The sequence below is a fragment of the Micromonospora sp. NPDC049107 genome (genome assembly GCF_040648595.1).
GTDB lineage: Bacteria > Actinomycetota > Actinomycetes > Mycobacteriales > Micromonosporaceae > Micromonospora.
The window spans coordinates 217,089-241,266 of the sequence record NZ_JBEZEC010000008.1 but is presented as its reverse complement, the minus strand read 5'-3'; the positions used below and the strand labels follow the sequence as shown (position 1 = coordinate 241,266).

Sequence of the window (24,178 nt, the reverse complement as noted above, 5' to 3'; positions counted from 1 at the left end):
CGTTCTCGGTTCGCCGTCGGCCCGGCCGGTCAGCGGCCGGTGAAGTCCGGCTTGCGCTTCTCGACGAACGCGGCCATCCCCTCGCGCCGGTCGTCGGTCGCGAACAGCGCCGCGAAGAGCTGACTCTCCCAGGCCAGGCCCGAGTTGAGGTCCATGTCCAGGCCGCCGTCGACCGCCAGCTTCGCGGCGCGCAGGGCCTGCACAGGGCCCTTGAGGTACGGCGTGACGAGCGCGACGGCCGCGTCGTACACCTCGGCGGCCGGTACGACCCGGTCGGCGAGACCGATTCGCAGCGCCTCCTGGGCGTCGACCATCCGCCCGGACATGATCAGATCCTTCGCCCGCGCCGGACCCACGAGACGCGCCAGCCGCTGCGTGCCGCCCGCACCGGGAATGACGCCCAGCTTGATCTCCGGCTGGCCGAGCTTGGCGTCCTCGGCGACCACCCGCCAGTCACAGGCCAACGCCAGCTCGCAGCCGCCGCCGAGGGCGTACCCGGTGATCGCGGCCACCACCGGCTTCGGGATGCGGGCGATCGCGCCGAGCGCGCTGGACAGGGCCGCGGCCCGGTCGGCCATGTCCACGTAGGACATGTCGGCCATCTGCTTGATGTCCGCCCCGGCGGCGAAGACCTTCTCCCCGCCGTACACGATGACGGCGCGGACCTCGGGATCGGCGGTGGCCGCCGTGGCGGCGGCGCGCAACTCCTCCTGCACCTGCGTGTTGAGCGCGTTCATCGGCGGCCGCTCCAGCCGGATGGTGCCGATGCCGTCAGTGGTCTCCAGCCGAACGAACTCGCCCACGCTGCCCTCACTTCCTCGTCGAAGTCGCGTGCCAACCTTACGACCCGGGTCGTTGGGGTAAGTAGTGTGGTGTCAGCCCCGCGGGCGGGAGTCCAGCCATGATCACTTTCTACGACGACAGGTCGGTACGGGTCACCTCCAACGCCGTCCAGGTCGACGGGCGCAGCTACCCCCTGGCCGAGATCACCATGGTCTGGCACCGCCGTGGCAGCCGCTCCTGGCGGGTGCTCGCCGGGCGAGGCGCGATCGGCGCCGCCCTGGCCGGCCCGCTGGTCGCTGCGGTGATCGGCATCGGCGTGGCCGTCTGGCTGCACCGCTCACCCACCGTCACGATCGCGATCGTGGGCGCCTCGGTGCTGGTCGGGCTGGCCGTCGGTCCGGTCGCCGACTTCCTCTTCGAGCACCTGGACCGTTCGTACGCCAGGGGCAGCCGCCAACTGGAGATCTGGGCCCGCTGGCGGGGCCAGCCGGTGCGTTTGCTGCACACCCGCGACGCGCTGCGCTTCGGCCAGATCTACCGGGCGGTCCAGCGCGCCATGGAGGCCAGCCAGCCCGCCCGCCCCGCCGCCCGCCGCTAGCCCACCCCGCGCGGGCGCCCTCCGCCGCTCTCCCGCCGATCTTGCACTTCCTGTTGTCAATATGGGCGTTCATGCCCTTTATGTCACAACAGAAAGTGCAAGATCGACGAGGCGGGACGGGCGGAGGGCAGCGCGAGGCGGGACGGGCGCAGGAGGCGCGGGTTTGCCTGCGGGTGGTTAGGCTTAGTGATGACCCTCTATTACCGGGACGACGCGGTGCAGGTGACATCCGAGTCGATCCGGGCGGGCGGTCAGGTGATCGCCCTGCCCGACGTGACGTTCGTCTGGCACCAACGGGGGCCGAAGACGCTCGCCGTACGCGGCCGGGTGCTGGGTCGCGGTGTGCTGGTCCTGCTGCTGTCGCTGCCGCCCCTCGTCGCGCTGGTCTGCGTGGTGTCGCTGGCGTGGTCGGCCCAGGACCGGGGCAACTGGCAGTTGGCGCTGATCATCCTCGCCGCCTGCGCGGTGGGGGCGCTGGCGTTGGCGCCCTTCCTGGAGATCCCCCTCGGCTGGCTGGACCGCTCCTACGAGCGCGGCAGCCACGTGCACGAACTGTGGGTCCAGCACCACGGTCAGGAACACCTGCTCCTGCGTACGCCGGACGCGCTACGGTTCGGGCAGATCTACCGGGCGGTGCAGCGCGCCGTCGAACAGCAGGGGGACCATCGATGACCAGCCGACACGGCGAGGCCGTCGCCCTGGCCGGGCTGCTCGCCGCGGCGGGCGTCACCCACCTGCTGCGCCCCGGCTACTACGACCCGATCGTGCCTCGTACGCTGCCCGGTCCCGCCCGCCTCTGGACGTACGCCAGCGGCGTCGCGGAACTGACGGTGGCGGCAGCGGTCGCGCACCCGGCCAGCCGACGGGCCGGCGGTCGAGCCGCCGCCGCGCTGTTCGTCGCCGTCCTGCCGGCCAACGTGAAGATGGCCGTGGACTGGCGACACCGCCGGCCGACGAGACGGGCGATCGCCTACGGTCGGGTGCCTCTACAGGTACCACTGATCTGGTGGGCGCTGCGCGTCGCACGCGCCACTCGATAGAGCCCAGCCGCCGGTCACGTCAGCGGCAGGGTGGTGGCGATCGGCCAGCCCAGCAGGGCCGCGCCCACGACGGCCGGCAGCCAACGCGGTGACGCGTAGCGACGCAGGACGGCGGCCCACAGCACGTGCCAGCCGAGCAGCACGGCGAACAGCGTTACCACCAGTAGCACGAACCCGGGCGCCAGGCCGACCACCGCCGACGTGCTCAGCACCACCACGGTGACCGCGACGACGAGCAGACGCCGCCACGTCCGGCCGACCGCCACCAGCTCGACGCCGAGCAGGAACAGCAGGCACGCGCCCATGACCAGCGGAAGGAGCCACCAGCGGGCGCCGACCGGCAGCGCCGAGGTCAGCCCGAGGTGGATCGGCAGCGCCACGGCGAGAATCGCGTACGCCGTCAGCGCCAGCACCGCGCCGGTGATCCGTATCGGTGTCCGGCTGCCGACCGGCTCGTCGGCGATCTCCGGCACGCGTGTCGCGGCGGGTAGCCAGCGTTGACCGCCGACCGTCAGGATGCCGGTGACCAGTAGGAATCCGCTGACGTAACCGCCGACCGCGAGCGGCAGGCGGTTGGTCGGCAGGATCGCCGCGACGGCCGCAGCGAGCCCGCTGGCGAGGACGGCCAGCCCGAACAGGACGGGAACCCGCAGCGCCGACGCCGATCCCCCCGCCGTCCGCCGCCCGGCGGAGTGCGCCGGCGAGAGCGTCACGGCAGGCGGCCGTGCCGGTGCGAGCGTCACGGCGGCCCGCCGGCCCAGGAGCAGCGCGGCCAGCGGGACCAGTCCGACGGCGAACGCGACCACGAGCAGCGCCGCGCCGATGAGACGGGCGAACGGACGGGGTGGGGCGTCCCCGTCCACACTGGGCAGCCAGCGGGCGATCTCCTCGTGGGTACGCGGGGCGAAGAGCACCGAGATGTGCTCCACCCCCGGCACCACGACGGCGGGTCGGCGACCCACCGTCGCGCCCCGCCGTGCGGCGTCGTCGGCTGCTCGGCGGAACCCCGGGAACTCCGCGCCGCCCACGATCAGCAGCAGGTCGGTCGGCCGACCGGGGGGCAGCTCGCCGGCCTCGGGCAGCGATATCGCCACGGTCCGGGCGATCTCGGGATGCCCGGCCGCGTAGCGGGTCACCGCGCCGGCGCCCATCGAGTGGCCGACCAGCATGATCTGGGTCGGGTCCACGTCCGGTTGGGAACGCAGGTGTCCGACGGCGATGTCCAGGTCGGCGGCGAGCGTCGGGGGCGACATGCCGGTGCCGAGTCGGGCCGGGTTGGCACCGTGCCCGGCGAAGTCGAACACCAGCGCGACCGCTCCGCGACGGGCGACGGTGTCGGCGATCGGACGCATCAGCCGTGCCGAGCCGGCGAAGCCGTGTGCGATCACCACGCCGGGTCGCCGGACGTCCGGGTTCGGCGGGCCGGCGCGTACCTCGGTCATCGGCACCCCGTCGACGGTGATCTGCCGCACGGTGAGGCCGGCGTCGGCGCGTACCAGCACCGCCGTGCCGAGCGCGGCGGTGACCGCCGCGAGGACGGCGAGCAGGACGGCGGTCCGGGTGCTCGGTGGGTGGCGCGGCGGTACGGCCGACATGCCGGCACCCTACCGCCGAGCACCCCGTCCCGGACCGGGCCGACAGCCGCGAACGAGCGGTTGTGGCAGGACCGACGCACACTTGACCCCATGGCGCTCCCCCTCCCCACACCAACCGCGGTGGTCGGCCTGACCCGCTCCGCCCTCGACCAGGCGCTCGGCTCGGCTGCCTCGTTCGCCGCCGTGCCCGCCCGCGCGTTCGCGGTGCTGGACGGGGTGGAAGCGCTGCTGGCCAGGATCAACGGCGTGGTCGATCGGATCGAGACGACCCTGGACCGGACCGATGGGGTGCTCACCGACGCCGAGACGGCGGTCCGTGAGGTGGCGGTGATCAGCGCCGCCGCGACCACCGCCGTCGACACGGCCACCGAGGTGGCCGCCGCAGCCGCCGTGGTGGTGAACGAGGCCGACAAGGTCGCACGCCTCGCGGGCACGGTGGTCACCGGGGCCGACGCGGTGGCCGGCAACGCCGCGGTCACCGTGGACACGGCCGCGCGGGCCGCGGCCACGGCGGCCGAACTGCTGGCGGCGTACGAGCCGGCGCTGCGCCGGGCCGCGCCGATGGCCGACAGGTTCGTGGCGGAGTTGAGCCACGAGGAGATCACGGCGGCGATCCACCTGATCGACGAGTTGCCCAAGCTCAAGGAGCACCTGACCGCCGACATCCTGCCGATCCTCGCGACCCTGGACCGGGTCGGGCCCGACCTGCACGACCTGCTCGATGTCACCCGTGACCTCAAGCTCGCCGTGGCCGGCATCCCCGGCCTCGGCATGCTGCGCCGACGGGGCGAGAAACTGAGCGACGAACCGGTCGACTGACCGCGCGGGACGGGCGGTCAGCCCGGCTCGTACAGCGCGTCGATCTCGGCCCGCTGCGGCAGTGCCACCGAGGCGCCGAGCTTGCGTACGCAGGCCGCGCCGGCCGCCGCCGCCCAGCGTACGGCGTCGACGACGTCCCGTCCCTCGCCCCAGCCGACCGCCAGCGCGGCGGTGAACGCGTCGCCGGCCGCCGTGGAGTCGACCACGTCAACTCTGACGGCGGGCACGTGCACCTCGACGCCCTCCCGGTCGACGTACCAGGCCCCCGCGTCACCGAGGGTGAGTACCGCGCGGGGCACCAGGTCGAGCAGCGCCCTCGGGTAGTCCCGGCCCCGGCCGGTGAACGCCTGCGCCTCACCCTCGTTGACGACGAGCAAATCCACGGCTTCGAACAGTTCCGGAGGAAGGTCCCGGGCCGGTGCGGCGTTGAGGACGACCCGGGTGCCGGCGGCGCGGGCGGCCAGCGCCGCGGCGGTCACCGTGCGCACCGGGATCTCCAACTGGGCGACCAGGACGTCCGCCTCGCGTACCGCGACCAACTCCTCCTCGGTGAGGCCGACCAGCGCGTCGTTCGCGCCGGGGGTGACGACGATGGCGTTCTCCCCCTGGCCGTTCACCATCACGAGCGCCACGCCGGACGTGCCGTACGCCACCCGCAGGTGACCGGTGTCCACGCCGGCCGCCGTGATGCGGGCGCGGAGCGTCACGCCGAACGCGTCGGAGCCGATCGCGCCCAGGAAGGTGCAGGAGGCGCCGGCCCGGACGGCGGCGATGGCCTGGTTGGCGCCCTTGCCGCCGGGCACCATCACGAAGTCGGTGCCGAGCATGGTCTGGCCCGGCCGGGGCAGCGCGGGGGCCATCGCGACCAGGTCCATGTTGGCGCTGCCCACCACCACCACCCGCGTCGGCGACATGGTCACCCGCTCAGGCGGCGCGCGCGGTGTAGCGGTCGCCGGAGCGCTCGACCACCAACGGCAGACCGAAGGTCTTGGAGAGGTTGTCGCCGGTCAACGTCTCGGCCAGGAGGCCCTGGGCGACGACCGCGCCCTCGCGCAGCAGCAGCGCGTGGGTGAACCCGGGCGGGATCTCCTCCACGTGGTGGGTGACGAGCACCATGGCGGGGGCGTCCGGGTCGTACGCCAGCTCGGCCAGCCGGCCGACCAGGTCCTCGCGGCCACCGAGGTCGAGCCCGGCGGTGGGCTCGTCGAGCAGCAGCAGCTCCGGGTCGGTCATCAGCGCCCGGGCGATCTGGACGCGCTTGCGTTCGCCGTCGGAGAGGGTGCCGTAGCGGCGCTCGGCGAGGTTGCCGACGCCGAGCTGGCTGAGCAGCGCCCTGGCCCGCGCCACATCGCCGTGCTCGTAGCTCTCCCGCCAGCGTCCGACCACCGACCAGGCTGCGGTGACCACCACGTCGCTGACCTGCTCGTCGGCGGGCACCCGCGCGGCGAGCGCGGCCGTGGTGAGCCCGATGCGGGTCTGCAGCTCGTTGATGTCGGTGCGGCCGATCCGCTCACCGAGGACGTACGCGACGCCGGTGGTGGGGTGCAGCCGGCCGGCGGCCAGGTTGAGCAGGGTGGTCTTGCCCGCGCCGTTGGGGCCGAGCACCACCCAGCGCTCGTCCAGCTCGACGCGCCAGGTCAGGTCCTGCAACAGGGCGTTGTCGGAGCGGCGTACGCCCACGCTGTCGAGGCTGACCACCAGATCCGGGTCCACGGGTGCGGCGGCAGGCGCGGCGCCGGCAGCGCCGGGGATCAGGTCACCAGTCACCCGACCATCCAACCACGCAGGAGTGGCGTGCCCCCCACGGGCGGCGCTCTGGCCATAGGGTGAGGCACCGTGTCGTTGATCACCACACCCCAGGGACGGCCCATGCCCGGTCGAGGTTTGGCGCCGCGCGGATGAGCGCGGTCATCGAGATCGAGGGTCTGCGCAAGACCTTCCGCAGTCTGCGCAACGGCAGGAGGGTGGCGGTCGACGGGTTCGACCTGCTGGTCGAGGCCGGCCAGATCCACGGTTTCCTGGGGCCCAACGGCTCGGGTAAGACCACCACGTTGCGCGCCCTGCTCGGGCTGGTCCGCGCCGACAGCGGCCGGATGACGGTGTTCGGCCAGCCGTCGCCGGAGCTGCTGCCCCGGGTGGCGGGGCAGGTCGGCGCCATCGTGGAGAGTCCGCAGTTCTTCGGCAACTTCACGGGTCGTCGTACGCTGCGGCTGCTGGCCCGCGCCGGCGGGGTGCCGATCTCGCGGGTGGACGAGACGCTGGAGCTGGTGGGCCTGCGCGACCGGGGCGACGAGCGGGTAAAGGGCTACTCGCTGGGCATGAAGCAGCGGCTCGCGGTGGCGTCCGCGCTGCTGAAGGATCCGCGTCTGCTCATCCTCGACGAGCCGGCGAACGGCCTCGATCCGGCGGGCATCCGCGAGATGCGCGACCTGATGCGGTCACTCGCCGCGGCGGGGGTGACCGTGCTGGTGTCGAGCCACATCCTGGGCGAGATCCAACTGATCTGCGACCACGTCACGATCATCTCGCAGGGGCGGCGGGTGGCGGCCGGCCGGGTGGACGAGGTGCTGGCGGGTCACGACCGGCACGAGTTCCTGGTCCGGGTGGCCGAGCCCGAGCGCGCCGCCGACGTGCTGCGTGCGGCGGAGCTGACGGCTGCCGTCGAGGGCGAGACGCTGGTGGTGAGCGGAGCGACCGACCCGACGATCATCAGCCGCGTCCTCGGTGAACAGGATCTGTGGGTCGCCGAGCTGACGCCGCTGCGACCCGACCTGGAGAGCGTCTTCCTGGAGCTGACCGGGGCCGGGAAGCACCCCTCGGTGCCCCGCCAGGTCGACGAGGCGGCACGACCAATCGACGCCGACGGCGCGCCGGTGATCGATCTCGACGTACGGGGAGTGGACGCGTGAACCTGGTCCGGGCCGAGTTGGAGCGCCTCTCCGCACGCCGCTTCGTGCAGCTCATGATCGTCCTGCTGGTGCTGGCGTTCGGCATCACGGCCGCGACCACGCTGGCCGGGTCGCATCAGCCGAGCGCCCAGGAACTCTCCTCGGCGCGGCAGCAGGCCATCGAGGCGCGGCGGAGCATGGAGGTCAGCTACCAGCAGTGCCTGGCCCGGCGGGACGGGATCTCGACCCCCGACACCCAGGACTACCTGCCCGCCGACTGTTCCGACATGGACCCGGCCCAGCAGGACCGGTTGCCGATCGCGTCCGACTACCTGTCGGGGGTGTTCAACTTCGCCGAGCAGGCCAAACCGCTGCTGTTCTTCCTCATCGCGTTCCTGGTGCTGTTCGGTTTCCTGGTCGGCGCCTCGTACATCGGGGCGGACCTGAACTCCGGTGGGGTGGTGAACCTGCTGCTGTGGCGGCCACGCCGGCTGACGGTGCTGGGCACGAAGCTGGGCACCCTGCTGGCTGCCATGTTGGCGCTGGCGGTGGTGGCCTCGGTGGCCTACCTGGCCACCTTCTGGGTGATCGGGCAGACCGCCGGGCTTGCCGGTCGGCTCGACGGTGACTTCTGGAGCTCGCTGGGCGCCATCCACGGCCGTGGCCTGGTGCTGGTGCTGCTGGCCACCGCGTCGGGTTTCGCCATCGCGACGCTGGGTCGGCACACGTCGGCGGCGCTCGGAGTGGTCGCCGCGTACGCGGTGGTGTGGGAGCTGGGCGCCCGGCTGGTGCTGGCGATCGTCGACGCCCGGCGGCCGGAACAGATGATGCTCTCCACGTACGTCGGGGCGTGGCTCAGCGGTGAGGTACGGATCTGGGATTCCCAGCTCTGTCGGCGAAACTTCAGCGGCACGTCCTGCGAGGGCTTCTACACCCTCACCTGGAGACCGTCGCTGGCGGTGCTGCTCGCGGTCGCCGGCGGGTTGACCGTGTTGGCCTTCGCCGCCTTCCGCCGCCGTGATCTGAACTGAGGTGGCAATGGCCGCCCGGTGGCAAGAGCTTGCAGCCGGGCGGCCAGCGGTGAAATATTCCTTCACATGACCGCCGCAGCGGGCTCAGCCGACGGTGGAGCCGAACACCTCGTCACGGACGGCGTTCAACGCGGTACGCAGGGCACCCCGCAGGATCGGCTCCTCGGTGAGGCCGGTGGGCACCACCCGCGGCCGGACCAGGGTGATCGCGGCGACCTCCCGCTGCACCCGGTCGGCGAGCGCCGTGCCGCCGGCCTGGCCGACCTCGCCGGCCAGCACGACCAACGGTGGGTCGAGCACCACGCAGGTGCTGGCCACGCCGAGCGCGAGCCGGCGGGCCAACTCGTCGAGCATCGGGCCACCGGCGGCGCCGGCCTCGACCGCCGCACGCACCGCGCCGGCGGCGTCCGACGCGGAGAAGCCGTGCTCACGGGCCACCGAGCGCACCGAGTCACCGCCGATCACCTGCTGGAAGGCGGGCTTCGCGCGCCGCGAGACATCGCGTGGGATGGGCGCGCCGGGCACCGGCAGGTAGCCGATCTCGCCCGCCGCTCCGCTGCTGCCGTGGTGCAGCCGCCCACCCAACATGATCGCCAGGCCGACACCGGCACCCACCCAGACCAGGACGAAGTCCGCCACGCCCTGCGCGGCGCCGGACTGCGCCTCGGCCACCGCGGCCAGGTTGACGTCGTTCTCGAAGACCACCGGGGTGTGCAGGTCGTCCCGCAGCGCGGCCAGCAGACCGCTGTGCCAGCGCGGCAGGTTGAAGGCGAAGGTGATGTCGCCGGTCTGCGGATCGACCAGGCCCGGCGTGCCGAGCACGATCCGTCGGACGCTGCTGAGCTGCGCCTGGGCGCTGCTGGCGGCCTGCACCACGGCGTTGTGCACCACGCCCACCGGATCGTCGGTGTCCCGCGTCGACTGCTCCACCCGGCCGATGACGGCGCCGGTGATGTCGGCGCAGGCGGCCACCACCCGGTCCGGCCCGACGTCCACCCCGACGACGTGCGCGCTGCTCGCGCGTACGGCGTAGAGCTGGGCGTTCGGCCCCCGCCCGCCGGCCTGCTCGCCGACCCGGCTGACCAGGCCACGCTCCTCCAGGCGCTCGACGAGCTGCGAGGCGGTGACCTTGGACAGGCCGGTCAGCTCGCCGAGCCGGGCCCGGGTGAGCGGTCCCCGCTCGAGGAGCAGTTCCAGCGCCGCACGGTCGTTGAGCGCCCGCAACAGGCGGGGGGTGCCGGGCAGCCGGGTCGCACTCATGCCACGTCCTCTAGTTTTAGTAAACTTTGCTAACTGTAAACCGACCTGCGAACGGGTAGCCGTAGCGTAACGGTCACCCCGAGGCAGAGTGCTCGGCCAACCCGGCAGGGCGACGACCACCGCGGGTACACGTTCGTATCCACGGGAAGCGAAGGGGGAAATCTCGTGGGGCTCGATCCAGGACTGCGCCGGCTCGCGCTGGGCACGTTGCTCGCCGCGTACCCGGGAGCGGTCCCGCCGCGCTGGGCGGTCGACCTGGTGGCCGACGGCCTGGCCGGGCACACCCTGTTCGGCACGAACGTGCACGACCCAGCGCAGGTGGCGGCGAGCACGGCGGCGCTGCGCGCCGGCCGGCCGGACGTGCTGATCGCCATCGACGAGGAAGGTGGCGACGTGACCCGGCTGGCCCACGCCACCGGCAGCCCGTACCCCGGTAACGCCGCCCTCGGCGCGGTCGGCGACGTGGCGCTCACCCGCCGGGTCTACCAGTCGATCGGCGCAGAGCTGGCCGCGCTGGGCGTCACCGTCAACCTGGCCCCCACCGTCGACGTGAACACCGCCGACGACAACCCGGTGATCGGCACCCGCTCGTTCGGCGCCGACCCGCTGCGGGTGGCCGCACACTCGGCCGCGGCCGTCAGTGGCCTCCAGGCCGCCGGTGTGGCCGCCTGCGCCAAGCACTTCCCCGGCCACGGCGCGACGGTCACCGACTCCCACCACGAGCTGCCCACGGTGGACGTACCGCTGGAACTGCTCCGCCAGCGCGACCTGCCGCCGTTCGCCGCGGTCGTCGCGGCCGGCACGCAGGCCGTGATGACCGCGCACATCCGGGTGCCGGCGCTGACCGGCGACGGTCCGGCGACCTTCAGCCGGGCCGTCCTGGTCGACCTGCTGCGCGCCGAGTACGGCTTCACCGGCACGGTGATCACCGACGCCCTGGAGATGAAGGGCGCGGCGGTGGCCGCCGGGGGCGTCGGGCCGGCCGCCGTACGGGCGCTGTCGGCCGGCGCCGACCTGCTCTGCATCGGCGCGCAGGTCGACGCCGCGCTGGTCGAGCGCGTGGCCGCCGAGATCGCCGCGGCGACCACCGACGGCCGGCTGCCGGTCGCCCGGGTCGAGGAGGCGGCCGGCCGCGCCGCCGCGCTCGCCGCCTGGACCCGGGCCGCCGGCCGGTCGTCGGCCACCCCCGACCCCGACCTGGGGTACGCGGTGGCACGCCGGGCGGTGCGGGTGGAGGGACTGCTCACCGACCTGGACCAGCCGCTGGTGGTCCAGTTGCACACCGAGTCCACGATGGCCGAGGGCCGGGTGCCGTGGGGCCTCGGCCCACACCTCGACGGTGGACGCGAGATCCGCGTCGTGGCCAGCGAGACCGATCAGGCGGCCGTCCGCGAGCTGGCCGGGGACCGGCCGATCGTGCTGGTCGGGCGGCACCTGCATCGGCTGCCCGGCGGCCCGGAACTGGTCGACGCGCTGGCCGCCGCGCATCCGGTGACCGTCGTGGAGATGGGCTGGCCGGGGGCGTGGCGACCGTCCGGCGCACGGGCGTTCGTCACCACGTACGGCGCGAGCCACGCCAACGGACGGGCGGCGGCGGAGGCGCTCGGCCTCGCGGGTTGACCCTGCGTTACTGATCGGCTCGCCAACGTCACCGCGCTTCGTCGCAGGTCAAGTCCACAATTCGACACTCCGACCCGACTGCTCGCATCTTGCAGCTTGCAGTTTCGATACGTAGCGTGATCGATATCGGATCGGCGTGTCAGTGGCACGGCCGATCGGAGCGAACCGGGGCCTGGGGGCAGGTTGCGGACCGTGGATCCGGCCCGGGATCCACGGTCCGCGCACTGAGCCCACCTCAGCGCGGATACACCCCGTACGCCCGCCAACCCCGGTCCGGGAAACCCGCCGCCTCCGCGACCCGGGCCGAGGCCTGGTTGTCCCGCTCGTGCAGGTAGGTCGGCACCGCGCCCTCGTCCAGGACCCGCCGCGCCGCCTGCGCCACCAGCCGACGTGCGAGGCCACGGCCGCGGGCCGCCGGCGCGGTGCCGACGGCAAGCTCGTGCCCGTACGCGTCGTGGCGCTTGATGGCGGCGCCCGCCAGGTAGCCGCCGTCGGCATCGCGCACCACGAGCACCGGCCGGTCGAACAGCCGCAGCCAGGGCGGCAGCCCAGGGGTCGTCGAGGCGACCCACTCGCCCGCGTCGGGCAGGGGCGCGGGCGAGAGAGTCCAGCGGAAGGGGCCGTCGTGCACGCAGAAGGCGGGGTGCCCGACAGCCTCCGGCAGCGCGGCGAGCAGCCGTTCCGGCGTGCGCTCGACCAACGCCCGGATAGCGGCGGCCCGGTCCGGCGCGACGGAGAGCACCGCGCTCCGACCGGTGTCCACGGCGAGGGCCGGACGCAGCCGGCCGTCCCAGGCCGGCAGTGCCCGCCGGCGCGAGGCGACCACGTGCAGCCCGGGTCCGGCCGGCCACTGGCCGAGCCAGGAGGCGAGGTGCAGCTGCAACCGCCGGTCCAGCATGCGTACCTCCCGTCGCCCCACACGTCGTGATCACCGTACGCCCGGGCGGCTCGACCGGGCGGACCATCGCGCCAGGGTGGGACGCTGCCCGAGATCCGGGAATCAGCTCGCGACATCGACCGTCATAGGCATTTCCCTATCTGGACACCTTTCTCTGCCACGGTATGGGCATGCCGATTCAGCCGAACGACCGTTTCCACCAGCACCCCGCGCGACTCTGGCGAGCGGCGGGCACCGCCGAGGGCACCCCCACCCAGGCGGGGTACCGGGTGGTCCGTGCGACGGGCGGGCTGCCCTGGGCGGCGCTGAACGAGCTGCCGGCCAGCTCCAGCCGGCACGGCCTCAACCGGCGCTGAACACACCGACGCGTCAGCTACGACGGACAGCGTCGGGGACGACACACCGCAGGAGGACCAGCGACGGCATTCGCACACCTGTCGGGTAATTTCTTCCAGGTCCGGCACCCGGCCTACGACAGGAGAAGCTCCGCGCATGGGCAAGAAGACGATCCACGTCTCCGACTTCACCGGAACCGTTCTGCAGCAGGACGACGAGGTGGTTCGTGTCGTCGTCCTGGAGCACCCGGACCTGGTCGCCGGGCCCGTGCAGCTCGACGCCACCCCGGGCGAGGTGGAGAACATCGACGACGCCGCGCTGGACGTGGCGGTGGTCGAGATCCACGACCGGCACGGCGGGGGCGAGCCCCGACGGGTCGTCCTCACCGCGAGCGAGTTCGACGCGATGGCCACCGACGTCCCGATGGCGCAGTTGTTGAAGACGGCCGAACGGGTCCGCCCGCCCAAGGCCCGCAAGAGCGCCGAAAAGATCGACTACGGCACGTTGGAGCACGCCGGCAAGCCGCACCGGGGCCGCGTCACCGAGGAGGAGGCCCGGCTGGTCCGCGAGCAGCTCGACGAGGTCAACAAGCGGCTCGCGGACGCGGGCGTACGCCAGATCGACCCGGCCGATCCGGAGCACGCCCTGCGCTACGGCTTCCCCGAGGCGTCCTGACCCCGGTTCCTACTGTTGCGCGACGGCGGCGGCGAGGGCGGCGGACAGGTCGGCTTCGACCGCCGCCTTGTCGAGGCCTAGGTCGGTGAGCACGCCGGCACCGTCCTCCTGCTCCAGCAGGGCGAGCAGGATGTGCTCGGTGCCGATGTAGTTGTGCCCGAGGCGCAGCGCCTCCCGGAAGGTCAGCTCCAACGCCTTCTTGCCGCGCGCGTCGTACGGGATGAGGTCCGGAACCTGGTCGACCGACGGCGGTAGGACGGCGCCGACGGCCTCCCGCACTGCCTCGGGGGTGGCACCCCGACCGACCAGCACCCGGGCGGCCAACCCCTCCGGCTCGGCCAGCAGCCCGAGCACCAGGTGCGCGGGGCCGATCTCGGGGTTCCCGGCGGCGCGGGCCTCTTCCTGCGAGGCCATCACCACGTTGCGGGCTCGCGGGGTGAACCGGCCGAAGCCGGCGTTCGGATCGAGCGCCGCGGCCTCGGTGGAGCCCTTGGCCACGAAGCGCTTCTGGGCGGCCTGCTTGCTGACCCCCATGCTGCGGCCGATGTCGGTCCACGACGCTCCCGAGCGCCGGGCCTGGTCGACGAAGTGCCCGATCAGGTGGTCGGCGACCTCACCGAGATGGTCGGCGGCGATCACCGCGTCGGTGAGCTGGTCGAGCGCGTCGGTGTGCGCCTTCTTGATCGCCTGGATGAGGTCGTCGAGCTTGACGGGGTTGCTCATCTGGAAAGGTTCGGTCATGCGTCAACCATAGGTTGACGCCCGCATTCCGTCAACCACTGGTTGACGACATCAGTCGCGAGACGCCCGCTAGGGTGGGCGCGGCCGCACAGCGGAGGAGGGGCCGGCATGCGTCTGCACGTGGGGTGCGCCATGTGGAGTCACCGGTCGTGGCCGGGGCACTCGCTGCCGTCCGGAGAACGCCTCCGGCACTACGCCAGTTGGTGCGACGCCGTGGAGGGCAACACCACCTTCTACGCGACCCCGACCCAGGACACCGTGGCATCCTGGGCGGCGCAGACCGACGCCGGCTTCCGATTCGTCCTCAAGCTGCCCAAGGTCGTCACGCACGAACGTCGGCTCACCAACGCCGACGAACCGCTGCACGCCTTCCTGGACGCGATCGAGCCCCTCGGCCCACGCGTCCACGCCCTCTGGATTCAACTACCGGGGTCGTTCGCGCCGGCCGACGTACCCACGCTCGGCCGGTTCCTCGCGCAGCTCCCGGCTTCCCACCGCTACGCCGTGGAGGTCCGCCATCCCGCGTTCTTCACCGAGCCCGGCGCGACCCGGCTGCTCGAGGAGACCCTGACCGGGGCGTCGGCCGAATGGATCCCCTTCGACACCACCGCGTTCTTCAGCCGCCCGCCGACGAGTGACGCCGAACGCGACGCCTGGATGAAGAAACCCCGGGTGCCGCTGCGGTCCGTCGCGCTGACCGACCGCCCGATCGTGCGCTACCTGGGCCGCGACGACGACACCCGGACCGTGCAGGGGTGGCGGCGTTGGGTCGAGGTCACCGCCGGCTGGCTGCGCGAGGGGCGCTCCCCCACCATGTTCGTCCACACGCCGGACAACGCCGACGCGCCGCGGCTCGCCCGGCGGTTCCACGACGAGGTACGCGCCCACGTGCCGGGTCTCGACCCGCTGCCCGACCCGATCTCCGTCGAGCCGCTGACCCTCTTCTGAGCACCCACGTCACGGCTGTCGGTCGAGCAGCGCGTCGAGGTGATGGGCGGTGCTGATCAGCGAGAGGTGACTGAACGCCTGCGGGAAGTTGCCGATCTGCTCGCCGGTGGGGGCGATCTCCTCCGAGTAGAGCCCCAACGGCGTGCTGTAGGTCAGCATCTTCTCGAACGTCAACCGGGCGTCGTCGAGCCGTCCGGACTGGGCGAGAGCCTGGACGTACCAGAAGGTGCACATGCTGAAGGTGCCCTCGGAGCCGACGAGCCCGTCGGGCGAGGCTTTCGGGTCGTACCGGTAGACGAGACTGTCCGACACCAACTCGTTGTCTATCGCCCGCAACGTCGACAGCCACATCGGATCGTTCGGCGCGATGAAGCCGACGCCGGGCATCGCGAGCAGCGAGGCGTCGGTGATGTCGCTCCCGTAGTGCTGCACGAAGGCCTGCCGTCCCGGATGGAATCCCCGTGCGATGACCTGCTCGTAAACGGCGTTGCGTTGGTCCGCCCACCGGGTGATGCTCGCGGGACGCCCCCGATTGTGCGCGATGCGGATGGCACGGTCGAACGCGAGCCAACACATCATCCGCCCGTAGGTGAAGTCCTGCCGGCCGGACCGGGTCTCCCAGATGCCGTCCTCGGGCTGGTCCCAGTGGTCGCAGAGCCAGTCCATCAGGCCGGCCGTCTTGCGCCACCCCTCGTACGACGTCATCAGTCCGCTCTGGTCGGCGAGGTGCAGCGAGTTCAGCGCCTCGCCGTAGATGTCCAGTTGCAGCTGGCCCGCCGCGCCGTTGCCGATCCGCACCGGCGCCGACCCGCGATACCCCTCCAAGTGCGGCAGCACCTCTTCGGGGAGGTCCGGCGAGCCGTCGATGCGGTACATGATCTGCAGTGGCAGGCCGCCGTCGTGGGCCTCCTGGATACGCGCTTCGAGCCACGACAGATATTTCTGGGCCTCATCGGTGAAACCGACGCTGAGCAGCGCGTGCACCGAGAACGAGGCATCGCGGATCCAGGTGTAGCGGTAGTCCCAGTTCCGCGGGCCGCCGATCTGCTCCGGCAACCCCGCCGTCGGCGCGGCGACCAGGGCGCCTGTCGGGGCGTACGTCATGAGCTTGAGGGTCATGGCCGATCTTTCGACCATCTCCCGCCAGCGACCGGTGTAGGAGGTTCGCAGGGCCCACCGACGCCAGTAGTCCCGGGTTTCGGCGAGCAGTTCGCAGGCCTCTTCCGTGGTGAGAGCCCGGGGTGGGTGGGGGCAGGCCGTCTCCAGCACGACCCCACCGATGTCGCCCTCGTGCAACTCGTAACGGACGCAGACGCCCTCCGCGTCCCGGTGGATCGCCCCGTTGTCGACAAGCCGTTTCGCGTCCTTGAACGCAGTCAGGGTGAGCGAGAGGGTCGAGCTGCGAAAGACGTCGCCCTCCGGATGGACCTCCAACTCGTACGGGTCGCGCCCGTAGTTGAACCGGGGCCGGCAGTCGAAGCGGAACCGCATGCTTCCCCGAACCATCCGGACCAGCCGGACCAGCCGGTGCCGGTCGGTGGCCTGCTCGCCCGTTACGGGCATGAAGTCCAACAGCTCGCCCACGCCGTCGGCACTGTGGAAGCGGGTGATCAGGATCGGCGTGCCGGGTAGGTAGAGCTGTTTGCTCGAATACTCGATCTCGTCGGGCGAGAGTTGGAAGTGTCCGCCCTTGTCGCGGTCGAGCAGGGCGGCGAAGACGCTCGGCGAGTCGAAGCGCGGCGCGCAGAACCAGTCGACCGTTCCGTCCCTACTGATCAGCGCGGCGGTCTGCAGGTCGCCGATCAGGCCGTGCTCCTCGATCCCCGGATATCGCGTCTGCACACTGACCCCCCTCGTCAGGCTGACGGCGACTACCCGGGAAACCCGTCGCTACACGAACGCAGCCCCGAGATCCGGCGAGGGTGTCGGTGGCCGCCGATAGCGTGACCGTTCGACGACATCGACGAAAGGACACCGGATGAGCCTGCGCGGATTCGCCACCCTCAACATCTGGGCCGACGACGTGGCGGCGGCCACCGACTGGTACGCCCGGTTCCTGGGCCAGGAGGCCTACTTCTCGCGACCCGGCCCGGACGGGCGTCCCGCCTACACCGAGTTCCGCCTCGGCGACTACCAGGCGGAGCTGGGCATCATCGACCGCCGGTACGCGCCCCCGGGCGCGGCGAGCGGGCCTGGCGGGGCGGTCATGCACTGGCACGTCGACGACCTCGACGCCACCGTGGAACGGCTCCTGGCCCTGGGCGCCACCGAGTACCAACCGATCACGCCTCGCGGAGACACTGGTTTCGTGACGGCGTCGGTGGTGGACCCCTTCGGCAACGTGCTGGGCGTCATGACCAACCCGCACTACCTCGACATCCTCGCCTCACTCCGGGCGGCCTGAGCTCGGCGTCCCCGTTTCCGCCGCTCGATCCTGGTAGTCCTCATCCACCGCCTGCCGCACCAGGGCCGCCGCCCGCACGGTCTCGATTCCGCTGGCGATCAGCAGATCGTGGGCGGCCGCCCGGAACTCCCCCACCGCGACCAAACCCGAATAGCCGAGACGATGGATGTGCGGGCGGGTCGAGTCCCGGACGGCTCCCTGCGCCCGCCCGACCAGCTCGACGCCCGCCAGGATCTGGTCGCGGGTCTCCTGAGGCTCCCGACCGACCTGGACAGCTCGGCGCAGCGTTGGCATCGCGTCGGCCAGCAGGTCGATAGCCTGCGGAAACTCCTCGGGAATCGGCTCGTCGTCCTTCAGCGCGGTGGTCAGTCGCCGGCACAGTGAACGGCAACCGTGCAGGCTCCGCTCCAGGTGCCGGATCGCCGTGGTGTGGAAGGCCAAGGAGTCACGGTCGCGCCACCGCAGGGGCGCGAGCCGCGTCACCTCCTGGGCGGCGCTGAGCCCGTCGTTGAGAGCGGCCAGGCGGGGATCGAGCTCGCGCAACCCGCGCAGGCTCCGTTCGGCGTCCCCGAGATCGCGCTTACGTAGCGCCGTCGCCAGGTCATGCATGATGTCGGCTGCCGGCCCGACCACCGGCTCGGCCAGCCGCAGCAGCGTCCGCTGCGGATGGATGGGCACCAGGAGCAGACCGACCCCCAGCCCGACCAGCCCCCCGACCGCCGCGTCGACGAAGCGGGGGACGGACAGGTCCCGTAGCGGCGGCTCCAGGGTCGCGATCAGCACCGCCGTGCCGCCGGCCTGGGTGAGCAGCGAACCGCCCCCCTTGAGCAGGATGGCGACCGTTATCGCCAGCACGACGACCACACCGGTCTGCCAGAACCCGATGCCGAAGAACGGCATCAGCACGTCGCCGACGGCCAGCCCCAGGGTCACCCCGACCAGCAGCTCGATGGTGCGCCGCAGGCGCGACCCCATCGAGGCCGCCACGATGCCGACCGCCGTCGTCGGCGCCAGGACCGGGGACGGATTGTCCAAGAACTGGTACGCCACGAACCAGGCGATCGCGGCGGCGACGCCGGCCTGCACCGCGAGCAGACCGAACAGACGCAGCCGCCAGGCACGCGAGCGCAGCGCCCGTTGTGCCCACGCCCGCAGGCGGTCGAACCGGGCCTCCCGGTGGTCCGCCGGCTCGCCGACAGCCGCCGACTCCTGGTGGGCACACATCCGCGCCGCTTACCCGGAGCGCGCAAACCTATCCCGGCTGCGCCAATCGCTTGGGATCCATGCTTGTCGACGTCTGCTGTACTCGACACGAGGATTCCCTCGGCGAAGGAGGCACTGCCATGTCCACCTCCGAGTTCAGCCCCGACGCCCTCCGTACGCTGATCCGCGCCGGCGCTTGGGTCGGCCGTTCCGACACCGAGAAGGCCGCCGTACACCTGTTGACCTTCACCAAGTTCCCGGACCAACCCGGCTTCGCGGACCTGGTCGAGGTCGTGCAGATCCCCGAGTACGACGACGGCCACGACATCCAGGTGGCGGTGATCCGCGACTGGGCGGCGCTGCTCGCGCTACCGGCGGTCGAGCACCTGTCCGCCGACGACCAACGACTGCTCGCCCTGGCCGGCAGCCTCGCCACCGGGCAGCCGGTCGACCTGGCCGCCAACGCCGCCGTCAAGGGCCACGAGCACGCGGCGAAGGTCGCCGAGGCGATGGTGATCGCCGCCGGCTACCACCTGAAGTACGAGGTCAAGGCAACCGCACGACTCACCACGAGGTTCGCCAAGGCCTGAGAGCGTTCGGGGCACCTTCACGAGTACGGCCGGCCGGGCAGCAGGTCGTCGTCGCATCCGCTCTGGGGTAGCCCGGACGCAGCGGCGATGGCCTCGACGGCCTCGTCCAGGCCGGTCGTCTCCGGCAGGACGAGTTCGTCAGGCCAGCCCAGGACGTCATGAGCGGCGTACCAGCCGCTCATGTGCTCGGCGGTGAACTCACTGGCCTGCGGGCGAGTGAGGTGCCGGCGCAGGGTCTCGGCCAGCGACACGTCGAGATAGCAGAACAGCGACCGGTCGCGGTGGTCGTCCCGCAGCGCGGTCAACATGCTTCGGTAGCGGCTGCTGTGCATGATGCCCTCCAGCACCACGTGATAGCCGTGGTCAAGCGCGAACCGAACGGTCTGCGCGATCAGCGCAGGCGCGATGCCGCCGGGCTTGTCCCGTTCGCGCAGCAGGATGCGGCGCAGGTAGTCCTGCTCGACCAGGGCGCAGCCCCGGCCGTGCCGGCGTCGTAGCTCGCGGGCGATGCTGCTCTTGCCGGAGCCGGAGTTGCCCCGGATGCAGACGAGGATCGTGTCCGGGCTGCCAGTGGGTTCAGCGAGCACGATGCCTCCTCGGCTTCAGTCGTTGCGGACACTGAGGTCGAGGGCGGCGACGGTCAGCTGGGTGAGGTCAGGAAGCTGGTCCTCGCCGAGGGTGACGCCGCGCAGGTTGTCCAGCGGCGTCTTGAGGCCCTGGAGCCGGCTGCCCCGCAGGTCGGTGCCGTCGAGCTGGCAGGAGTCCAATTCCAGTCCGGCGAGGTCACATGACCGCAGCGCGATGCGAGGTAGTCGGCAGGAGGACCACGCGCCGTTGGTGAGAGTGCAGTCGGTGAAGGCGACCGAGCCGGCGGCGGTGACGCGTTGGAAGGTGGCGTAGTCGAAGCGGCAGCCGTCGAACAGGACGTCCTTGAGGCGTACGTCGGTGAGCCTGGTGCCGGTGAACCGGGAGCCGGTAATGGCGCAGCGTTCGATGGTGATGCCGGTCAGGGTCGCGCCGGAGAAGTCGGTGCGGGTGATTTCGCAGCCGTAGAGGCTGCCGGCCTCCCAGGTGCTCTCGCTCAGGTCCACGCCGGTGATCAGGCTGCTGCGGATGCGGGCGTCCTCAAGGTGCGAGCCGTGCCACGCTGCGCCGTTGACGAGAGCCTCGGTGAGGCCGCCGGCGAGGTCCGCGGTGATGTCGAGGTCGTCCGGTTCGAGGTCCGGCAGCAGGACCTTCACGTCGCCGATCGTGGTGGTGCGCATGTGTCCTCAACCTGTGTAGGCGCGGGGTGGGCACGCCACCCCGCGCATTCCCGTGGTTGGGGCTACTTCTTCTTGTTCCAGTTGTCCCAGCCGGGTCGGCTGTCGAACTTACCCTTGTTAGCCCAGGCGGGGCGGTTGTCGAACTTCGCCGCGTCGATCGACGCTACTGACCGCTCAGGGTCGACGCCGAGGCGAGCGAGTTGCTCGGGTGCGGCGTTGACGAGGATCGCGAGAGCATTGGTCATGGTGCTACTCCTTGAGGGGTGAGGTGGTCCGCGGCGGCGCGAACGAGGGCCTGTCGGGTGGTCCGGCAGTAGGTCGTCTCTCGGGCGGTGAACGTCGCGTGCTCGAAGTAGCGGTTGCCGGCCTGGGCGCCACGGCAGAAGTCGTAGAAGGCGCAGTGGTCGGCACAGCCGTTGAGGGCCGTAATGAACTCGGCGACGTAGCCCAGGTCGCCGGCGCCGGCAAGCATGGCGGAAATGGATTGCTGAAGGACGTTGCCGACGATGAAGTCGCCGTATCGCGGCTCGGTGATGCCGAGCAGTTCCGGTGACAGCAGCACCACCTGTCCATCCCAAGAGACGGTCGGGATCGGCTCGTACGGCTCGTGGTCGACGCGGCCAGCGCGGGTGGCGGCGAGATAGTCGGCCAGCCGGTCCACGTCGCGGATCCGGAGCGGGCTGCCGCCGACGCGACGTTCGATAAGGCCCTGCCAGAACCGGTACGCGGCGTCCTCCGACACCGGTGCCCGGTCAGCGCCCTCCTGCTCTTCGATGTTGAAGCCCACCGACTCGCAGCCGGGCAGGCCGGTGAAGAAGTCGATGAGGGCTTCCGCGTGGTCGATGGTTTCCGGGGTGACAACACAGATCACCGAATACCTCAGCCCTGCCTCGGCCAGGGTCTGTATGCCGCGCAGGGTTCGGGCGTCCGTCGGGTTGCCGGCCCGGTCGAGGCGGTTCCGGTTCAACGCGCCCGGTCCGTCGATACTGACCCCGACCTCGAACCCATGAGCGGTGAAAACTTCGCACCATTGCCTGTTGATCAACGTCGCGTTTGTTTGGATCTCGTGACGCACCATCCCCGCGCGGCGGAGCTCCTCGAATGGGTCTAGTAGATCCCGGAACAACCCGGTGGGTGTTGCGGTGGGTTCGCCCCCGTGCCACACGACGCTCACCGGATGGCCGCTGTTCTGCTGCGCGATCGACTCGGCGCAAGCCTGCGCGACTGCGCTGCTCATCAGGCGGAGGGATCTCCGGTCGGGCAGGTAGCAGTAGGTGCAGTCGAGGTTGCAAAAGCTCGTCGGCTGCACGACCAGGGTGTGGAAGCTGCCGGCGACCGCCGGCTGGCCGGTAGCGTTGATGAGGCCGATGCCGTTCACGAGGAGGCCTCTTCGATGCTGGCGGCCGTGGTGGTACTGACGCGGTAGGCGTGGGTGTGGCGGGCGGGCCAGCCGAGGAACCGGTCGAACATGTCGGCGGCGCTGCCTGTGACGCTCGGGTTGAGCCGATGCAGGTCGTCGATCGCGTCGTGCAGGCAGCCGGCCAGGTAGAGGAACAGGCTCACCGGCTCTTCCCGGTACTCGGCGAGGAGCGCGAGCTTCGCCGCGCCGCAGGGCCATGGCTGCCCGCACCGGCGGCACAGCCACAGCGGGCGCATCGGCAGATGTTCCACCTCGGCTGGCGCGAGCCCGTTCGCCGCCAGACGGCGCTGCTGCCCGGTCACCGGCGACCGCCCTCGCGGGCCTGCTGCTCGAACAGCCGACGCCACACGAAGGTGAGCAGCGGAGGATCAGCGCGCCGCACCTGACCCTGTGAGGACGTCCACCTGGGCTCGGGGCGCCGGGACTGGCTGGCTATCGCGTTACGCGATACGTACACCGTCATGCCTCCACCCCCGCCAGGATCGATGAGCGGCGGGCTCGCCGGGGGAATGGCGAGCCCGCCGCCGCATCACGGCGGCTGGGAGCAGGCCGCCGATCACCCACCCACGCAGCCCTCATGGCGGTACGCAGGCGGGGAGAACACCGAGACAGTTCGTTCCAGGACGGGCCGAGCCAGCGGCCCAAGCCGTGGTGTGGTGCGCCGCTCATCGATCCCTCCATCTGCAGCTCCCTGTTAGTCATCCCCGACACCGGCATCGACACGCGCCGGTGATCTGGGGTGAACTGAACGTAGGGGCGGTCCGTACGGAGGACCGGGAAAATCCGTACCGGGTCCGGCGGTCTTCAGCGGGCAGGGTGATGGTGTGCGAGGGATGACGGAAGACATGACCACCGGCCAGCGCGTCGCCTTTTACCGGCGTCGACGAGGGCTCTCCCAGGAGGTGCTGGCCGGTTTGGTTGGCAAGACCCAGGAGTGGTTACGCAAGGTCGAGACGAACCGGGCTGACCTCGATCGGCTATCGGTCATACGCGCGATCGCCAAAGCCCTCGACGTGTCCCTCGGCGACCTGATCGAGGCACCGAGCCTGTTCGAGTGGTCGGACGACTCAGGGCGCGAGACCATCCCGGCCTTGCGGGCCGCGCTTCACGACTATCGTCACCTCGCGCCGACGCTGGCCAGCACGGGGGACGTCGAGGCCCCCGCCCTCCGCGAGATCGAGAACGACGTCGCCGAGATCTGGACCGCCTACCAGCACTCGCGATACGGCACCCTCGCCCGCCGGCTGCCCTACCTCATCCACGACTGCCTCACCGCCACCGAGGCGTACGACGGAGACGATGGCCAGCGAGCGCACGCGATGACCGCCTACGCCCACCAGCTCGCCGCGTTGTTCCTCACCAAGCTCGGCGAAGGTGACCTCGCGTGGACCGCCGCCAGCCGGGGCTTGGCCGCCGCCAACGCCAGCCACGACCACGTCGTCATCGGCTCACTCAGCCGCTCCGCCGCGCACTCGCTCGCCTCCATCGGGGAGTACGCCCAAGCCCTGGGCCTCGCCGCCACGGCGGCGCGGTTCCTGGAACCCCGGCTCGTCAGGCCGACTCCGCAGCTGCTGTCGGTCTACGGCAGCCTGCACCTCGTCTGCGCGCTCGCCGCCGCCCGAGACGACGACCGCGCCTCCGCCGACACCCACATCAACGAAGCCGATACCGCCGCACAGCGGCTCGGCGCCGACGGCAACCACGTGTGGACCGCGTTCGGGCCGACCAACGTATCGATCCACAAGACGACCGTGGCGATGGAACTCGGCGATGTGCAACGCGCCATCGCCATCGGCGCCCCACTCGACACCAGCACCGTGCCCGTCGAGCGGCAGGTTCGCCACGCCATCGAAACTGCCCGAGCCCTCGCCCGGTGGAACCGCATCGACGACGCGCTCGCCGCGCTCCTAGACGCCGAGACCCTCGGGCCCGACCAGGTGCGCTACCACCAGCTCTCCCGCGACCTCGTCCGAGACATCCTCACCCGCCCCCGGCCACCACGACTGGCCGTCGAACTCAGCGACCGAATGGGCGTCCGGACGGGAGGCCCCCGCTGGTAGCTGG

General features: G+C 71.5%; 28 protein-coding genes. 13 read left to right on the top strand and 15 right to left on the bottom strand.

All coding sequences use genetic code 11. The annotated features are described in order from the left end of the window. Positions 1-29 precede the first annotated feature (29 nt). Complete coding sequence (locus AB0B55_RS21150; protein ID WP_357173139.1) at positions 30-803, bottom strand: enoyl-CoA hydratase-related protein; 774 nt, start codon at positions 801-803, stop codon at positions 30-32. Positions 804-901: 98 nt separating this feature from the next. On the opposite strand from AB0B55_RS21150, the gene AB0B55_RS21145 reads away from it, so the two are divergent. From AB0B55_RS21145 to AB0B55_RS21135, 3 genes are all read left to right on the top strand, one after another. Then, positions 902-1,381, top strand: coding sequence for a DUF6232 family protein (locus AB0B55_RS21145; protein ID WP_357173136.1), 480 nt, complete (start codon positions 902-904; stop codon positions 1,379-1,381). 189 nt (positions 1,382-1,570) lie between these two features. Next, the gene (locus tag AB0B55_RS21140; protein WP_357127474.1) at positions 1,571-2,053 is read left to right on the top strand and encodes a DUF6232 family protein; all 483 of its coding nucleotides are present in this window, start codon (positions 1,571-1,573) and stop codon (positions 2,051-2,053) included. Beyond that, positions 2,050-2,421: a hypothetical protein gene (locus AB0B55_RS21135; RefSeq protein ID WP_357127477.1), complete on the top strand. Its 372-nt coding sequence runs from the start codon at positions 2,050-2,052 to the stop codon at positions 2,419-2,421. The genes AB0B55_RS21140 and AB0B55_RS21135 overlap by 4 nt, the downstream gene beginning before the upstream one ends. 14 nt (positions 2,422-2,435) lie before the next feature. Here AB0B55_RS21135 and AB0B55_RS21130 read toward each other — a convergent pair whose 3' ends face one another. Continuing rightward, positions 2,436-4,016 (bottom strand): alpha/beta hydrolase, encoded by a 1,581-nt coding sequence (locus AB0B55_RS21130; RefSeq protein WP_357127481.1) that lies wholly within the window; start codon positions 4,014-4,016, stop codon positions 2,436-2,438. A gap of 90 nt (positions 4,017-4,106) precedes the next feature. On the opposite strand from AB0B55_RS21130, the gene AB0B55_RS21125 reads away from it, so the two are divergent. Further along, positions 4,107-4,835: a hypothetical protein gene (locus tag AB0B55_RS21125; protein ID WP_357127484.1), complete on the top strand. Its 729-nt coding sequence runs from the start codon at positions 4,107-4,109 to the stop codon at positions 4,833-4,835. A gap of 17 nt (positions 4,836-4,852) precedes the next feature. Here the strand turns inward: AB0B55_RS21125 and AB0B55_RS21120 are convergent, their stop codons facing one another. Both AB0B55_RS21120 and AB0B55_RS21115 read right to left on the bottom strand, forming a co-directional pair. Then, the gene (locus AB0B55_RS21120) at positions 4,853-5,749 is read right to left on the bottom strand and encodes a ribokinase (protein ID WP_357128020.1); all 897 of its coding nucleotides are present in this window, start codon (positions 5,747-5,749) and stop codon (positions 4,853-4,855) included. Positions 5,750-5,759: 10 nt separating this feature from the next. Continuing rightward, on the bottom strand, positions 5,760-6,602 hold the full coding sequence (locus AB0B55_RS21115; protein WP_355052121.1) for an ABC transporter ATP-binding protein: 843 nt from the start codon (positions 6,600-6,602) through the stop codon (positions 5,760-5,762). Between the two features lie 131 nt (positions 6,603-6,733). Here AB0B55_RS21115 and AB0B55_RS21110 point away from each other — a divergent pair, with 131 nt between their 5' ends. Both AB0B55_RS21110 and AB0B55_RS21105 read left to right on the top strand, forming a co-directional pair. Further along, entirely contained in the window at positions 6,734-7,744 is a 1,011-nt protein-coding gene (locus AB0B55_RS21110) for an ATP-binding cassette domain-containing protein (protein ID WP_357127487.1), read from the top strand. Further along, complete coding sequence (locus AB0B55_RS21105) at positions 7,741-8,754, top strand: ABC transporter permease subunit (protein ID WP_357127490.1); 1,014 nt, start codon at positions 7,741-7,743, stop codon at positions 8,752-8,754. The genes AB0B55_RS21110 and AB0B55_RS21105 overlap by 4 nt, the downstream gene beginning before the upstream one ends. Positions 8,755-8,838: 84 nt before the next feature. Here AB0B55_RS21105 and AB0B55_RS21100 read toward each other — a convergent pair whose 3' ends face one another. Then, on the bottom strand, positions 8,839-10,014 hold the full coding sequence (locus AB0B55_RS21100) for an ROK family transcriptional regulator (RefSeq protein WP_357173132.1): 1,176 nt from the start codon (positions 10,012-10,014) through the stop codon (positions 8,839-8,841). 165 nt (positions 10,015-10,179) lie between these two features. On the opposite strand from AB0B55_RS21100, the gene AB0B55_RS21095 reads away from it, so the two are divergent. Continuing rightward, a complete protein-coding gene (locus AB0B55_RS21095) occupies positions 10,180-11,634 on the top strand; it encodes a glycoside hydrolase family 3 N-terminal domain-containing protein (protein WP_357127495.1) in 1,455 nt (484 codons plus the stop codon). Positions 11,635-11,869: 235 nt separating this feature from the next. Here the strand turns inward: AB0B55_RS21095 and AB0B55_RS21090 are convergent, their stop codons facing one another. Then, entirely contained in the window at positions 11,870-12,532 is a 663-nt protein-coding gene (locus AB0B55_RS21090; RefSeq protein ID WP_357127498.1) for a GNAT family N-acetyltransferase, read from the bottom strand. 170 nt (positions 12,533-12,702) lie between these two features. On the opposite strand from AB0B55_RS21090, the gene AB0B55_RS21085 reads away from it, so the two are divergent. Then, complete coding sequence (locus AB0B55_RS21085) at positions 12,703-12,888, top strand: DNA repair protein (RefSeq protein ID WP_357127501.1); 186 nt, start codon at positions 12,703-12,705, stop codon at positions 12,886-12,888. Between the two features lie 136 nt (positions 12,889-13,024). Beyond that, entirely contained in the window at positions 13,025-13,543 is a 519-nt protein-coding gene (locus tag AB0B55_RS21080) for a hypothetical protein (RefSeq protein WP_124771885.1), read from the top strand. Positions 13,544-13,552: 9 nt separating this feature from the next. Here the strand turns inward: AB0B55_RS21080 and AB0B55_RS21075 are convergent, their stop codons facing one another. Then, positions 13,553-14,284, bottom strand: a complete 732-nt coding sequence (locus AB0B55_RS21075; RefSeq protein ID WP_357127506.1) for a Clp protease N-terminal domain-containing protein — start codon at positions 14,282-14,284, stop codon at positions 13,553-13,555. A 132-nt stretch (positions 14,285-14,416) separates the two neighbouring features. Between AB0B55_RS21075 and AB0B55_RS21070 the strand changes: the two genes are divergently transcribed. Next, positions 14,417-15,232, top strand: coding sequence for a DUF72 domain-containing protein (locus AB0B55_RS21070; protein WP_357173326.1), 816 nt, complete (start codon positions 14,417-14,419; stop codon positions 15,230-15,232). Positions 15,233-15,241: 9 nt separating this feature from the next. On the opposite strand, the gene AB0B55_RS21065 is transcribed toward AB0B55_RS21070, so the two are convergent. Further along, entirely contained in the window at positions 15,242-17,074 is a 1,833-nt protein-coding gene (locus tag AB0B55_RS21065; protein ID WP_357127508.1) for a glycoside hydrolase family 15 protein, read from the bottom strand. 136 nt (positions 17,075-17,210) lie between these two features. Here AB0B55_RS21065 and AB0B55_RS21060 point away from each other — a divergent pair, with 136 nt between their 5' ends. After that, positions 17,211-17,636 carry a VOC family protein gene (locus AB0B55_RS21060; RefSeq protein WP_357127512.1) on the top strand — a complete coding sequence of 142 codons (426 nt, stop codon included), beginning with the start codon at positions 17,211-17,213 and terminating at the stop codon, positions 17,634-17,636. On the opposite strand, the gene AB0B55_RS21055 is transcribed toward AB0B55_RS21060, so the two are convergent. Next, the gene (locus tag AB0B55_RS21055) at positions 17,619-18,860 is read right to left on the bottom strand and encodes an FUSC family protein (protein WP_357173129.1); all 1,242 of its coding nucleotides are present in this window, start codon (positions 18,858-18,860) and stop codon (positions 17,619-17,621) included. The genes AB0B55_RS21060 and AB0B55_RS21055 overlap by 18 nt on opposite strands. 119 nt (positions 18,861-18,979) lie before the next feature. Here AB0B55_RS21055 and AB0B55_RS21050 point away from each other — a divergent pair, with 119 nt between their 5' ends. Next, a complete protein-coding gene (locus AB0B55_RS21050) occupies positions 18,980-19,429 on the top strand; it encodes a hypothetical protein (RefSeq protein ID WP_357127517.1) in 450 nt (149 codons plus the stop codon). 17 nt (positions 19,430-19,446) lie between these two features. Here the strand turns inward: AB0B55_RS21050 and AB0B55_RS21045 are convergent, their stop codons facing one another. From AB0B55_RS21045 to amcA (AB0B55_RS21020), 6 genes are all read right to left on the bottom strand, one after another. Then, positions 19,447-20,016 (bottom strand): kinase, encoded by a 570-nt coding sequence (locus tag AB0B55_RS21045; protein WP_357173126.1) that lies wholly within the window; start codon positions 20,014-20,016, stop codon positions 19,447-19,449. A 15-nt stretch (positions 20,017-20,031) separates the two neighbouring features. Then, positions 20,032-20,694 (bottom strand): pentapeptide repeat-containing protein, encoded by a 663-nt coding sequence (locus AB0B55_RS21040; protein WP_357127523.1) that lies wholly within the window; start codon positions 20,692-20,694, stop codon positions 20,032-20,034. A gap of 62 nt (positions 20,695-20,756) precedes the next feature. Continuing rightward, entirely contained in the window at positions 20,757-20,939 is a 183-nt protein-coding gene (amcA, locus tag AB0B55_RS21035; protein WP_357127526.1) for a multiple cyclophane-containing RiPP AmcA, read from the bottom strand. Beyond that, positions 20,936-22,072 carry a cyclophane-forming radical SAM peptide maturase AmcB gene (gene amcB, locus AB0B55_RS21030; protein WP_357127529.1) on the bottom strand — a complete coding sequence of 379 codons (1,137 nt, stop codon included), beginning with the start codon at positions 22,070-22,072 and terminating at the stop codon, positions 20,936-20,938. Before amcB ends, amcA (AB0B55_RS21035) begins: the two co-directional genes overlap by 4 nt. Next, positions 22,069-22,416, bottom strand: coding sequence for a hypothetical protein (locus AB0B55_RS21025; RefSeq protein WP_357127532.1), 348 nt, complete (start codon positions 22,414-22,416; stop codon positions 22,069-22,071). The genes amcB and AB0B55_RS21025 overlap by 4 nt, the downstream gene beginning before the upstream one ends. Then, positions 22,413-22,577: a multiple cyclophane-containing RiPP AmcA gene (amcA, locus tag AB0B55_RS21020; protein ID WP_196921378.1), complete on the bottom strand. Its 165-nt coding sequence runs from the start codon at positions 22,575-22,577 to the stop codon at positions 22,413-22,415. The genes AB0B55_RS21025 and amcA (AB0B55_RS21020) overlap by 4 nt, the downstream gene beginning before the upstream one ends. A gap of 370 nt (positions 22,578-22,947) precedes the next feature. On the opposite strand from amcA (AB0B55_RS21020), the gene AB0B55_RS21015 reads away from it, so the two are divergent. Further along, positions 22,948-24,174, top strand: a complete 1,227-nt coding sequence (locus AB0B55_RS21015; RefSeq protein ID WP_357173124.1) for a helix-turn-helix transcriptional regulator — start codon at positions 22,948-22,950, stop codon at positions 24,172-24,174. The last annotated feature ends 4 nt before the right edge of the window (positions 24,175-24,178 follow it).

Coding starts and splice junctions, on each gene's coding strand:
- AB0B55_RS21145 (WP_357173136.1), top strand. CDS start 902: ATGATCACTTTCTACGACGACAGGTCGGTACGGGTCACCTCCAACGCC.
- AB0B55_RS21140 (WP_357127474.1), top strand. CDS start 1,571: ATGACCCTCTATTACCGGGACGACGCGGTGCAGGTGACATCCGAGTCG.
- AB0B55_RS21135 (WP_357127477.1), top strand. CDS start 2,050: ATGACCAGCCGACACGGCGAGGCCGTCGCCCTGGCCGGGCTGCTCGCC.
- AB0B55_RS21130 (WP_357127481.1), bottom strand. CDS start 4,016: ATGTCGGCCGTACCGCCGCGCCACCCACCGAGCACCCGGACCGCCGTC.
- AB0B55_RS21125 (WP_357127484.1), top strand. CDS start 4,107: ATGGCGCTCCCCCTCCCCACACCAACCGCGGTGGTCGGCCTGACCCGC.
- AB0B55_RS21120 (WP_357128020.1), bottom strand. CDS start 5,749: ATGTCGCCGACGCGGGTGGTGGTGGTGGGCAGCGCCAACATGGACCTG.
- AB0B55_RS21110 (WP_357127487.1), top strand. CDS start 6,734: ATGAGCGCGGTCATCGAGATCGAGGGTCTGCGCAAGACCTTCCGCAGT.
- AB0B55_RS21100 (WP_357173132.1), bottom strand. CDS start 10,014: ATGAGTGCGACCCGGCTGCCCGGCACCCCCCGCCTGTTGCGGGCGCTC.
- AB0B55_RS21090 (WP_357127498.1), bottom strand. CDS start 12,532: ATGCTGGACCGGCGGTTGCAGCTGCACCTCGCCTCCTGGCTCGGCCAG.
- AB0B55_RS21085 (WP_357127501.1), top strand. CDS start 12,703: ATGCCGATTCAGCCGAACGACCGTTTCCACCAGCACCCCGCGCGACTC.
- AB0B55_RS21080 (WP_124771885.1), top strand. CDS start 13,025: ATGGGCAAGAAGACGATCCACGTCTCCGACTTCACCGGAACCGTTCTG.
- AB0B55_RS21075 (WP_357127506.1), bottom strand. CDS start 14,284: ATGACCGAACCTTTCCAGATGAGCAACCCCGTCAAGCTCGACGACCTC.
- AB0B55_RS21070 (WP_357173326.1), top strand. CDS start 14,417: ATGTGGAGTCACCGGTCGTGGCCGGGGCACTCGCTGCCGTCCGGAGAA.
- AB0B55_RS21060 (WP_357127512.1), top strand. CDS start 17,211: ATGAGCCTGCGCGGATTCGCCACCCTCAACATCTGGGCCGACGACGTG.
- AB0B55_RS21055 (WP_357173129.1), bottom strand. CDS start 18,860: ATGTGTGCCCACCAGGAGTCGGCGGCTGTCGGCGAGCCGGCGGACCAC.
- AB0B55_RS21050 (WP_357127517.1), top strand. CDS start 18,980: ATGTCCACCTCCGAGTTCAGCCCCGACGCCCTCCGTACGCTGATCCGC.
- AB0B55_RS21040 (WP_357127523.1), bottom strand. CDS start 20,694: ATGCGCACCACCACGATCGGCGACGTGAAGGTCCTGCTGCCGGACCTC.
- amcA (WP_357127526.1), bottom strand. CDS start 20,939: ATGACCAATGCTCTCGCGATCCTCGTCAACGCCGCACCCGAGCAACTC.
- amcA (WP_196921378.1), bottom strand. CDS start 22,577: ATGACGGTGTACGTATCGCGTAACGCGATAGCCAGCCAGTCCCGGCGC.
- AB0B55_RS21015 (WP_357173124.1), top strand. CDS start 22,948: ATGACGGAAGACATGACCACCGGCCAGCGCGTCGCCTTTTACCGGCGT.